This window comes from Micromonospora sp. NPDC050200, assembly GCF_040656135.1.
Lineage (GTDB): Bacteria > Actinomycetota > Actinomycetes > Mycobacteriales > Micromonosporaceae > Micromonospora.
Genome location: NZ_JBFALG010000105.1, coordinates 1 through 11,218, shown reverse-complemented (window position 1 = coordinate 11,218; position 11,218 = coordinate 1). Strand labels below are relative to the sequence as shown.

13 protein-coding genes and 1 pseudogene are annotated in these 11,218 nt (G+C 67.9%); 9 read left to right on the top strand and 5 right to left on the bottom strand.

Annotated elements, in window-relative coordinates; genetic code table 11:
* The first annotated feature begins 680 nt into the window (after positions 1-680).
* A complete protein-coding gene (locus tag AB0I41_RS33410) occupies positions 681-989 on the top strand; it encodes a hypothetical protein (protein WP_357115029.1) in 309 nt (102 codons plus the stop codon).
* Positions 990-1,282: 293 nt separating this feature from the next.
* Here AB0I41_RS33410 and AB0I41_RS33405 read toward each other — a convergent pair whose 3' ends face one another.
* Positions 1,283-2,068: a hypothetical protein gene (locus tag AB0I41_RS33405; protein ID WP_357115027.1), complete on the bottom strand. Its 786-nt coding sequence runs from the start codon at positions 2,066-2,068 to the stop codon at positions 1,283-1,285.
* 597 nt (positions 2,069-2,665) lie between these two features.
* Between AB0I41_RS33405 and AB0I41_RS33400 the strand changes: the two genes are divergently transcribed.
* Positions 2,666-4,630, top strand: a complete 1,965-nt coding sequence (locus tag AB0I41_RS33400) for a hypothetical protein (RefSeq protein WP_357115025.1) — start codon at positions 2,666-2,668, stop codon at positions 4,628-4,630.
* A gap of 590 nt (positions 4,631-5,220) precedes the next feature.
* Here AB0I41_RS33400 and AB0I41_RS33395 read toward each other — a convergent pair.
* From AB0I41_RS33395 to AB0I41_RS33385, 3 genes are all read right to left on the bottom strand, one after another.
* A complete protein-coding gene (locus tag AB0I41_RS33395; protein ID WP_357115023.1) occupies positions 5,221-5,415 on the bottom strand; it encodes a transposase in 195 nt (64 codons plus the stop codon).
* Positions 5,415-5,699, bottom strand: a complete 285-nt coding sequence (locus AB0I41_RS33390; protein ID WP_357115021.1) for a hypothetical protein — start codon at positions 5,697-5,699, stop codon at positions 5,415-5,417. The genes AB0I41_RS33395 and AB0I41_RS33390 overlap by 1 nt, the downstream gene beginning before the upstream one ends.
* Before the next feature lie 219 nt (positions 5,700-5,918).
* Positions 5,919-6,290: a hypothetical protein gene (locus AB0I41_RS33385; protein WP_357113976.1), complete on the bottom strand. Its 372-nt coding sequence runs from the start codon at positions 6,288-6,290 to the stop codon at positions 5,919-5,921.
* 81 nt (positions 6,291-6,371) lie between these two features.
* Between AB0I41_RS33385 and AB0I41_RS33380 the strand changes: the two genes are divergently transcribed.
* From AB0I41_RS33380 to AB0I41_RS33370, 3 genes and pseudogenes are all read left to right on the top strand, one after another.
* Positions 6,372-7,550 (top strand): recombinase zinc beta ribbon domain-containing protein, encoded by a 1,179-nt coding sequence (locus AB0I41_RS33380; RefSeq protein ID WP_357115019.1) that lies wholly within the window; start codon positions 6,372-6,374, stop codon positions 7,548-7,550.
* A 125-nt stretch (positions 7,551-7,675) separates the two neighbouring features.
* Positions 7,676-7,834: pseudogene (locus AB0I41_RS33375) on the top strand (IS21-like element ISAau2 family helper ATPase IstB); the annotation flags it as partial.
* Between the two features lie 122 nt (positions 7,835-7,956).
* Positions 7,957-8,667, top strand: coding sequence for a helix-turn-helix domain-containing protein (locus AB0I41_RS33370; RefSeq protein ID WP_357115017.1), 711 nt, complete (start codon positions 7,957-7,959; stop codon positions 8,665-8,667).
* Here AB0I41_RS33370 and AB0I41_RS33365 read toward each other — a convergent pair.
* Entirely contained in the window at positions 8,649-9,227 is a 579-nt protein-coding gene (locus tag AB0I41_RS33365) for a dihydrofolate reductase family protein (protein ID WP_357115015.1), read from the bottom strand. The genes AB0I41_RS33370 and AB0I41_RS33365 overlap by 19 nt on opposite strands.
* 82 nt (positions 9,228-9,309) lie before the next feature.
* On the opposite strand from AB0I41_RS33365, the gene AB0I41_RS33360 reads away from it, so the two are divergent.
* From AB0I41_RS33360 to AB0I41_RS33345, 4 genes are all read left to right on the top strand, one after another.
* A complete protein-coding gene (locus tag AB0I41_RS33360; protein ID WP_357115013.1) occupies positions 9,310-9,867 on the top strand; it encodes a hypothetical protein in 558 nt (185 codons plus the stop codon).
* A gap of 46 nt (positions 9,868-9,913) precedes the next feature.
* Complete coding sequence (locus AB0I41_RS33355; protein ID WP_357115011.1) at positions 9,914-10,153, top strand: hypothetical protein; 240 nt, start codon at positions 9,914-9,916, stop codon at positions 10,151-10,153.
* A gap of 235 nt (positions 10,154-10,388) precedes the next feature.
* Positions 10,389-10,685 carry a transposase gene (locus tag AB0I41_RS33350; protein ID WP_357115009.1) on the top strand — a complete coding sequence of 99 codons (297 nt, stop codon included), beginning with the start codon at positions 10,389-10,391 and terminating at the stop codon, positions 10,683-10,685.
* A gap of 39 nt (positions 10,686-10,724) precedes the next feature.
* Positions 10,725-11,218, top strand: a 494-nt coding sequence (locus AB0I41_RS33345) for an IS3 family transposase (RefSeq protein WP_357115007.1), incomplete at its 3' end; no start/stop codon positions are given.

Here is an 11,218-nt window from a genome sequence, read left to right as displayed (position 1 = left end):
CACGCTCACGCAGCTCATCGTTGTACTTCTTCGGTGCAGGCATCGCTGGTGTTCCTCCCAGGTTTCGATGTCTCCATCAAACCCGGTGCGGGACAGCCCGGCGGCGGCTGTTGGACCAGGCGCGAGGCAGTCAGCAGCACTCGTCAGCGGACGGTGGGCCGCTCGCCCATGACTCGGGGGCGTGCTTCGGCGAGCACGGCGAATGACCGCCCACAGGCCGGTGCCGCCTCTCTGGAGCTGCGGCGGCTGTAGCGCATCGTGTCCATGCCCCAACCGGCGCCGGGAGCTGCGCGCGGATGTCGACGATGCTCCGGTGTCCCGGACGCAACGGGTCTCGTACGAGGAGTACGTGGTCGCTGTTGCCCTCACCCTGGCTCGCAGGCACCGGCCTGTGTGGTCCTGGCGGAAGTGGCGACAAGTTTGCCGCTGTGGAGCTGATCTGCCCTGCCGTGCCCGGCACCGCATCCCTATCAACCGTGGCCACTGGCCGGGCGAGGAGACGCAGTGAAAGACGACCAGGAACAGGTGATCCTGTCAGTGCACGTGCGGGGGCTCGATGGCCTGTGCGTTGGATGCCGCGCGTGGTGGTCCCGGCTGGCCCCGTACCCGTGTTGGCAGGTGGAATGGGCAACCAGCCGGCAGGCCCGGATGATCACCGCCCGGTTCCTGGAGGGTGTACGGTGACCGCCCACGGCCCGGTTATGCCGGTCTGGAGCTGCGGAGGCTGCGGCCTGCCGTGGCCTTGCCCGACGCGGAGGCGGGAGCTTCGCGCGGAGTATGCAGATGCTCCGGTGTCGCTCGCCCTCTACCTCGGCTCCTACCTCGTCCAGGCCGCCGAGGACATGCCCTGGACGCCGGCTGGCGTGCTGCACCGCCGATTCCTCGGCTGGGTCAGGGCGGCCGACTCGTTGACGCCAGCAGTACAGCAGCGAAGTACAGCAGCCGTGCCAGCCGAACCGAGCCGAGCCGCGCCTCAGCAGGCCGTTTGACCTCGCATCAAGCCAGATCCGATCCGCCTGCCGACAGTTCACACCGAAGAGGTCACTGGTTCGATCCCAGTATCGCCCACCCATACAATATGGACATTTTGTTCAAGACGAAGGCCCGGCTCGTTGAGCTGGGCCTTCGCTCCATTCCTCGTGCTGTTAGCGATGCATGTGCAAGGTTTGCTCGATTAGTCCGGCGCGAACCGTAGTTCCGGGACCACGGCGGCGAAGGCGCTCGTCTGGATCAAGGGCAGCATCTCAGGTGATGGTTGCGGCCGCGAGTGCCACGACGCCGATCACCAAGGCGCGGATTGACCACGCAATCCGGGTGTACTTGCGGTGCGCCACCATGTTCGCCGCCCAGATCTGTCCGACGCTTGCCCGCTCGAACGTGTCCTTGTCGGCCGCCGCTTCCACCCAGGCGTCGATGAAGGCTTCCCAGTCGTCGCCGTACCGACCGGCGACGTGGGAGCGGTGACCGTGAGGACGGTGAAGCCCGGAACATCTTCGGGCCTTTCGAGGCTCTTCTGGTCGACCAGGACGACGAGGTACGAGTCCCGCTTCTCCACGGCCTCTCGGTAGGCGATGAGCAACTCCCGCAACCGCCCGTTGCGGCCGCCGGGCGGCACCGAGACCAGGTAGGCGCAGCGGCCGTAAGACGACCACGGCACCTCGTCGACGGGCAGGAGCCGCTGCTCGTCGTCGTCGATCGGAATCTCCCGCCGAGGCGAGGGAACGCCGCCGCAGTTCGACCGCGGCGGTGCACCGGCCGGTGCCGGGGTCGGCCACCAGCAGGATGTGACGCCGCTCCCGCAGGATCCCGGCCGCCGCTTCCCTGGACAGCCCGCCCGGCCGTAGACGCGCCCCACGAAGGTCTCGATCGTCTCCTGCACGAAGGTGTCGGAGAGTTCCCGGGCGGCCTGGTAGCGCCCGAGCCAGTTGTGGACGTTCTGCACCATGTCGCGGCCGACGCGCCGGGCGACCTGGCCGCTGTTCTCCTCGACGTAGGGGCCGTCGTCGAGGTCGTCAGCGTAGGACTCGTCGATGTCCGGGACCACGGGCTCGATCGGGTCGGTCGTCATCGGTCACCGCCCCGGTGCTGCGTCATGCTCTCAACCGTGGTGGCGACCTGGCCGTCGGTCCGCTTCACCTGCGGCCCGGAGATCCGAGGCCGTACGGGCTTCCCGGCCATCGGCAGAGGCGGCGGTGCGGCCGGCAACACGCCGAGCAGGTCCCGGAGACCTCCGGGAGGTAGAGCCACGCCTGCTGGCTGAACGCCTTGCCGTCGACCGTCGCCGTGACCGAGAGTTGGCAGTGGACGTGGGTGGGGCTATGGCTGATGACGGCTGGGGTGATGCGGCGTTCGGCGACAACCGATCGTGGTTCGAGCGAGCCTGGAAGGGCGCCACCGCGCTGCTCGTAGCCGTGGCCGTCACAGTCGCTGCGTGGCGCCACTACCGGTGGCGACCGCGTGTCCGGCTTGCGGACGACCCGCCTCCACCCGTCATGCGGTGGCGGCCTCGCGTCCAGCCCGCCCGACCATCGACATCTCAAATGGCGGCCGTCGTAGACCCACGGAGACTCGGAATCCGGCAAATCCCGGTGCGAAAAGCCACCACTTGCCATAAAACACTCCTGTTTACTGGCTGCCGTGAATCCGGTACACCAGTTTGAGCTGCATGGATATGATCCATGCGGCGCGCACGCGGGGTGCGGGCCGGAAATTGGGAGGCATGGCAAACTTGTCTACATCTAGGCGTCTGCGCGGGCTTTCCATCGCCCTTGCCGCGACGCTCGGCGTAACCGGACTCGCGGTGTTTGCCACAGCCGAGTCCGCTGGCGCGGCACCGCACTACGGGTACGCCCCATCCGTCCAGATCGGATACACGGATCGGGCGAGCACGCACACGGCGTACGACTGGACCGAGGGTGTCAATCTGCCGTTGGGTGCTCGAATCGACACGAGCGGTGAGAAGCACAAGTCTCGTGTCTATGCGACCTTTGACCTGTCGCAATTCGCCGGTAAGGAAGTATTCGGTGGCACTGTGCGCATCCGAGAGCGGAGCGCGGCCGACTGCACCAAAAGGGCCATCGAGATCTGGCGGACGAATCCGGTAGGCGAGACGCCGACCTGGGGGAACGCCCCCGAAGAGTTGACGAAACTCGACGAGATCACCACTCCGGAATACTGCCCCACCGCCAACATCACCTTTGATGTCTCCCTGGCGGTGAAGGACGCGGCGGCCAAGGGCGAGATGCGGGTGACGTTCGCGCTGCGGGTTCCCGAGGAGCACGAGGGTGATGTCAGCTACGGCCGGACTCTGAACTGGTACAACAGCGTGAGCCTGAACGTGCGGTACAACTCGGCGCCGGTACTGGACGAGGCCCAGATGTACAACGGTGGCCGGTCGTGCGCGACTGCGGCGCCCTATCCGGCGCTTTCGGCCCTGGCTGACACGCTCCAGGTCATCGGGCGCGACCCCGACCTGCAGCAGTCCGATCCACTGAGGTACGAGCTCGCGTTGTGGCCCGTCGACGATCCGTCCAAGCGGACGGAGATCAGCGTCCCGGACGGCAGTGCAGGAATGTTCAGCACGGGCAGGGTGCCGGGTGGCGTCCTCGTCGACGGTAGGAGCTACTCCTGGCAGGCCCGCGTGAGTGACGGGCTTGCGACCTCCGCTTGGTCGAAGGTGTGCACCTTCGTCGTCGACAAGACATTGCCTTCACGGCCACAGGTCTCATCGTCGAACTACCCGAAGGCCGATACCGGGCAGTGGACGCCTCCTGGCGTGCCGGGAGAATTCACCTTCTCGGCCGGTGGAGACACCGACGTCATCGGGTTTGTCTACCAATGGTATGACCGTTCGGGTGGTGTAGAGGGTTGCGAGATCGTCTCAGGCGGTCGGTTCGACTGCGACAACCCGCTCACCAGTGACATGGTGCTCAAGGCGGACGTGCCGGGCGGTACGGTGAGTGTGCCGATCATCCCGCCAACCCCCTTTACCAACACGCTCTACGTACAATCGGTCGACCGCGCGGGAAACACCTCCGCCGCAGTCGGGTACGAGATGCGGGTGCCGTCGACCGAGCCGACGATCAAGGCGATCGGTACACCGGAGTGGGGCAAGTCGTTGACGCTGAAGTTCACTCCCGAGCCCGGCATGCCGGGTGTCATAAAGTACGAGTATCGCCTGAACAACGGCGAACCGCGGTTTGTGGCAGCCGGCGAGGACGGTACCGCCACCATCAGCTTCATTACTGACAACGCCTCCGGGCATTCCGTCAGCGCGCGGAGCCACAGCGCCAACGGCTGGATTTCGCCCTATGGGAACTGGTCCTTTGCGTTCGATCCCGGGCCCGGTGTCACGTCCGACGTCTACCTGTCCGACGGCCAACCGCATGGCGGTGTCGGCGTGCCCGGTACCTTCATCTTCTCACCACCGGCAGGCTGGAGCGAGGTGGGCTACTACCGTTATTCCCTCAATGGTGAGGACTTCTTCGACGTACCGGCTGGACCTGACGGTCGGGCCAGCGTCACCTGGACGCCGGAAAGGAGTGGTGGCGTGAACCTCGACGTGTACGTGATCCGCCCGGATGGCACCTGGGGTGACTACGGCAACTTCTACCAGTTCATCGTCGCCTGAATTGCGGAAGCAATCGAGTGCTTAACGAACATGGCCCCGGTTATCGCCGGGGCCATGTCGTTCACGACAGCGATCCGAACACGCGGATCTAGTCCCTGAAGACATCCAAGTTGATGATCGACGGGCATGGGGAATTGGTTCGTGCCGATCATCCGAGACAAACCCCGAACCACCGGACGGGCAACGCCTCCAACGTCGCTGCCGCGCCCGGCGGCCGGATGTCCTTGACCTCGCTGGTCTTGGCGTCGCCAGCTAGCCCCAGCCAGCCTCGTCATCGTTGGCCCACAGCGCGACGTCGAACCGCCGAAACGGTTACCGCAGGCCCGTGAGCTGCTGGAATATGGTTCGGATTCTGCCAAGTATGGTCCACGCAGCTCGACAGCAGGTCAGAGGCCGGTTGGAGTGATCTCCAACCGGCCTCTCTGCTACCCACCGGCAGAGATCATGAGTCGCCTGTGAGTCGCGGCCGTCGCGGCCTCGGCAGCGGGGTGACTCCACGGTCGGCCAGCTGGGCGCGGTAGCTGATGCCGAAGCCCTGTACGGTGCCAAAACTCTGTTTCAGGCTTGTGAGCTGCGAATTTGCGAGTGGCTCAAGCTGCCCGGTGGTACTCGTTGATTACGTCGCCCAGGGCGCGGCGCTGCCGGATTGGCTTGTCGATCGTGACGACCACGCCGGGGTTGTAGTCGGGTGGATGCTGGTTCAGGCTCTGGTGTGGCCGGTGCCGGTCGAAGTGGTCCTCATAGTCGCGTAACACGGTGCGGGCGTGATGTTCGTTGTAGATCATTATCCGGTCGTGCAGTCGGCCCGGACACTGCGCACGAAGCGTTCCGCGAACGCGTTCGCTCTGGGGGTGCGTGGCGGAGTCTTCACCACGTCGATGCCTTCGGTGGCGAGCACCGTGTCGAACGACGCGGTGAACTTGGCGTCGCGGTCGCGGATCAGGAACCGGAACGGTGTCATGCGGTCACCGAGGTCGAGCATCAGGTTGCGGGCCTGCTGGGTGGTCCAGGCGGCGGTCGGGTGGGCGGTGACGCCGAGGATGTGCACCTGTCGGGTCGTGATCTCCATGACGGACAGCACATGCAACCGGCGCAGCGTGGCGGTGTCGATGTGGAAGTAGTCGGTCGCCAGCAGGCCGGACGCCTGCGGGTGCAGGAACGTCCTCCAATTGGTGTCGATCCCGGGTGGGGCAGGACCGTGCTTCGAGTTGGCGAGGATGCGACGGATGGTGCCAGCGCCGACCCGATGGTCGAGCCCGACGAGTTCGCCTTGGATGCGCCGGTGCTGCTAGCCGGGATTCTCGCTGGCCAGGCGCAGGATTAGGTCCTGGAGGTCGTCGCTGATCGGTGGTCGTCCGGGATGGTTCGGGTAGGTCCAGTGCCGGCGGACCAGCCGGCGGTGCCAGGCCAGCAGGGTGGCTGGGGTAACGATCCGATGCCTCCAGAGTTTCCGTGGCAGTGCCCGGACCAGCGCGGACAACACCGCCCGCTCCGGCCACGACAGGCGCGGCCGACCGACCTGACGGCGTAGCACCGCCACCTCATGGCGGAGCACCAGCAACTCTGCGACCAGCGCGGACTCGCTGCATGTGGCCAGCGGCAACCAGCCGAACATCCGCACCGCACTCAGGTACAGCAGCCGAACCAACACGCCTGCCATCCTGCGTCCTTGTCGCGAAACAGCAGCTCACACCCTGTGCGACGAGTTTTGGCACGGTACAGGGCCCGCGAGGAGTGGACGGTGGTGATCGAGGACCACCACGAGGGCTACCTGACCTGGTCGGACTACCTGACCGTCGAGGCGAAGCTGGCGGCGAACAACACCCAGAAACATGCCCGGCCGGTGCGGGAGGGCACCGCGCTGTGCCAGGGCATCATCTTCTGCGGCGTGTGCGGGGGCCGGGCCGGCACCCGATACGACCGGCGCGACCGCAAGGTCACCTACAGCTGCCAGGTCAAGGACTCCGCCCGCACGCCGCAGTGCCGCAACTTCTCCGCCTCCGCGGTGGATGACGCGGTCGCGGCGTTGTTCCTGGACACGATCACACCGCAGCAGATCGGGGTGGCACTGGCCGCGGCCGAGGAGGTCGCCGAGCGGCACACCCGCAGCCACCGAGCCGCGGAGCTGGCGGTGCAGCAGGCCCGCTACGAGGCCGACCGCGCCGAACGGGCCTTCAGCAACGTGGAGCCGGAAAACCGCTTGGTGGCAAGGACTTTGGAGTCGCGGTGGGAGATCCGACTCGCCGCGCTGACCGAGGCACAGGCCGCGCTGGCCACCGCACAGGCCGCCAAGCCGCCACTGCCGGCCACCGACTCGATGCAGACCCTCGCGCAGGACCTGCCGCGGCTGTGGCACGCCGAGACCACCAGCCCCCGCGACCGCAAACGGCTGCTGCGCTCCCTGATCGCCGACGTCACCCTGCTGCCCGAGCCCGATCGGCACACCATGCGCATCGGGGTGCGCTGGCACACCGGAGCCACCGACGAACTATCCGTCGCACGCCCCGGCCCCGGCCGCACCCCCAACGCGGCGCTGGAGGTGATCCGCCACCACGGCGCCACCCACACCAGCGCCGAAATCGCCGACATGCTCAACGCCGCCGGCCCGACCACCGGCAAAGGCAAGCCATTCACCGCCGGAGGCGTCGCCCGGGTCCGCGACGCCTACGAGATTTTCGGACCGCGCACCGTCGCCGTCCAAGACGGCGAGGTCAGCGTCAAGCAGGCCGCCGCCGAACTGGGCATCCCCGCCGATGCGGTCTACAACTGGCTGCGCCTGGGGCAGGTACCCGCCCGGCGCGGCCCGAGCGGACGCTGGTGCATCCCCTGGGATCGGGCCACGCAGGAGATCTACCGGCAGAAGGTTGCGGGCTCCTTCCGGCTCAACCCGGTCCGGCCGGCGACACAAGAGTCGGTATGAGCGGCGCAGTACGGCGACCATCCGGCCGGCCGCGATAAGTGGTGCCACACCGTCGCCTGGTCGATGCCACCGCGAGCGGCGAGTTGCCCGAGCCGGAACGCGGCCAGGTTCGGCGCATACTGGACCGGGCCGAGTCCTGGCCCTGTGAGGAGTTCCTGGCCGCCTGTCTGCAACGCGAGATCTCCGCCTGCGAGTCGCACGGCAATGAGGGCGGCGTCCGGGCTGCGACGTTCCCGGCCCGCAAGAGCCTCGAAGAGTTTGACCACGAACGGTCGCTGAAACGTCGATTGGTCAGATCGCCCGGTCGAGGTCGAAACTCGGTCCAGCGCAACCCGCACAGCTCGCCGTAGCGCAAACCCCATGGCACGGCGAGCCACCAGAACACGAAGCGGCGTACCCTTCGGCCGTGGGACTGCGGTTCGAGACGCGCCGGTCCGACTCGCCGTGGGTCGACACCGTGTGGACATGCACGAGCGAGCAGGTCACTGCGATGACGTCCGTCGCGGGAGTGCGTTGGGGCCTGGTGTTCTGGGAGCAGGCTGGCCGGGCGTACGCGGGTATCACCGGTCCCGAGACCCGGACCGGCACGGCGCCGGTGCCGGAGGGCGCGACCTTTACGGGCATCGAGTTCGCCGTGGGCACCTCGTTGCGGGCCGTGCCCACGTCGGCACTGGTCGACGGCGGCATCGGGCTCCCCGACACCACGCGCCGAACGTTCCGGCTGGACGGCGCGCGTTGGGAGACGCCCTGCCCCGACGATGCCGAGGCCCTGGTCGAACGTCTCGTCCGGGCCGGGATCGTGGTCCGTGACCTGCTCGTCGCCGAGGTGCTGCGGGGTCACCGCCCGGCCGTCTCGGAGCGCACGGTCGAGCGCCGGTTCCGCGCTGCGACTGGACTGACGCGGGGCACGGTCCGGCAGATCGAGCGTGCCCGCACGGCGGCGGAGCTGCTGGCTGCCGGCGACCCGGCCGCCGACGTCGTCGCCAAGCTCGACTACTTCGACGAGCCGCACTTGGCCCGAGCACTGCGCTCCTACGTCGGACGCACCGCCGGGCAGCTGCGCGAGGGCGCCGGCGGCGCGATCGCCCTCGACCTGGATCAGCGCTTGACGTCGTAGACCAGCTTCAGGATCCCGTTCGAGTAGCTCTCCGACTCCCGCAGCGTCAGCATCTGCTTGTCTCGGTCGGCCCGGCCGAACAGGCTCTTCCCGGCACCGAGCAGCACGGGGAAGACGAGCAGGTTGTACTGGTCGATCAGGCCCGCGTCCGACAGCCGCCGGGCCAGCTCCGCGCTCCCGTGGATGAAGATCGCGCCGCCCTCGCCCTCCTTGAGCGCAGCGACGTCCTCGGTCGAGCGCAGGATCGTCGTCGGCCCCCACCCGTCGACGAGGGCGTCGTCAGACAGCGTGGTCGACACCACAAACTTGGGCAGCTCCTTGTAGCCGGCGTGGTCCTCTGAGCCGGGCCAGACCGGCGCGAACGCCTTGTAGCTGCGGCGGCCGAACATCAGCGCCGTCGTGTCGGTGAGTTCCTCACCCTTCAGCGACCAGGCTTCTGGGACGAACTCGAGGTCCTTGACCACCCACCCGCCGCTGCGGTGCTCCTCCCCCGGCCCGCCGCCGGGCGAGTCCACGACGCCGTCTAGCGACATGAAACCGGTGTAGACCAGGTCACGCATTGTGCTGTCTCCTCATGCTCGGGCGAGCTGCTGGATCCACGCTAGATCGCGGCCGCGGCGGCCGTCTTGGACGGAAACGACAGTGGGTCCCAAACGCGTACCGGACACCGCCGCGACCGGCCCACCCGACGGCCGGCTGATGGTGACCTACACCACCTACGACGGACCGGGTTTGCCCGTGGCCACCGTCTCGGTCGAGCCGCCGCCGCAGGAGCCGGAGCAGGAAACCCTGGAGGACCTGCCTGACGTGGGCGAGGACCTGCCGCTCGCGCAGTGGCGGGCCTGGCTCAGCGAAGCGGCCCACTGCCTGGCCGACGCGCGCACCCGGCCCGAGCCCAGGTTCTTCCACCCGCAGGGACAGGCCATCTACAAGGGCAGCCGAGGCCTTTCGACCCGCAGCGACTCGCCGCCGGTCGAGAACGCCTGGCGGGGAGAGGATCCGCGAGTGAGACGCCGAGGACACCGCGAGCACCCGGCCCGTGGCGCAGGCTCCGAGGGCGCCGCGGGTGGAGAGACGCTGCACCAGCTGCGCGCGATGAAGCAGGGCGTGCGGTTGACCACCCAGATGGTGCGGCTGTTCGCCGACGGCCGGGGCGTCGCGGAGCGGTCGGCGCCCGGATGCTGGCACCGCATACAGTGAGTGGCACGCGGGCCCGCCGCCGTGAACACCGGAGACATGCGGGCCGGTGAAGACATGCCATCACCTGACGCATTTCGCGATCCGCGTCGGCGCTCGACGGCTCACCGACACCGCCACCGCGCTCACCAGCCTCGGCCGCGATGAAGCCGCCGTTATCGCTACCCAGCAGGCCCGGCTCGTCGGCTGCCTCCAGCACGACATCGTCAACGGACACACGGAATCCGCCGGCCAGACGTTGCGGCAGCTCGCTTCGACCTACGACCAGCTTGCTGCCATACTCAGCTGACACCGCCATGCCCAGAGCGCCCGGCCGACGGTAACCTCCAACCACGACAGTGTGAGCTGTCGCTGGCCATGGCGGCACCCGCCCACCAGAGAATCGAACCGCTCGAATCCGAACAGCAACCGCAGAGAAGGCAGTATGAAGCGCCCGTCGGCATCCGCGCCCGCCCCGCCTCAATGCTGTTCTCTGTGAGGTTCCCCCGATAGCGTGGAGGCCGGACCTAAGGGGATAGATGGTCATGGCTGAGACGAGACGGCGGTTCGACCGGGAGTTCCGCGAGGGCGCGGTGCGGATCGTGCGGGAGACGGGCAAGCCGATCGCGCAGGTCGCTCGGGACCTGGGGATCAACGACGGCACCTTGGCCAACTGGGTGGCGCAGGACCGGCGGGCTCGGGGTGAGGCCGCCGCCGGTGGTCTCGGTGAGGACGAACGCGCCGAGCTGGCTCGTCTGCGTAAGGAGAACGCCGAGCTGGCGATGGAGCGCGATGTGCTCAAGCGATCCGTGGTCCTGTGGGTCAAGGAGGCGACGAAGTGACTGTGGCCGGATTTGTCGCTGCCCAGAGGACCGCACGCCGTGCCGCACGCGGTGACCTGCCGGGCGCTGGGACTGTCTGAGTCGTGGTTCTACAAGTGGCGTGACCGGCAGCCCACCGCGCGGCAGACCCGCCGCGACGCCCTTGATGAGGCGATCCGGGCCGCGTTTGACGCCTCCGGCGGCACGTACGGCTCTCCCCGGGTGACCCAGGATCTGCACGCCGACGGGTGGCAGGTGTCGGTCAACACCGTCGCGGCGCGGATGGCTGCCCTCGGCCTGGCCGGACGCATCCCGCGACGCCGACGCAGCCTCACCAAGCAGGGCAAACGCCCGGTGGCGCCAGACCGGGTGCGGCGGCAGTTCACCGCCGTCGCGCCAGACGTGTTGTGGTGCGGCGACATCACCGAGGTCGTCACCGACGAGGGCAAGCTCTACCTGGCCACGGTGATCGACCTGTACTCCCGCCGGCTGCTCGGCTACGCGATGAGCGCGCATCACGACGCCGACCTGACCCAGGCGACCCTGAGCATGGC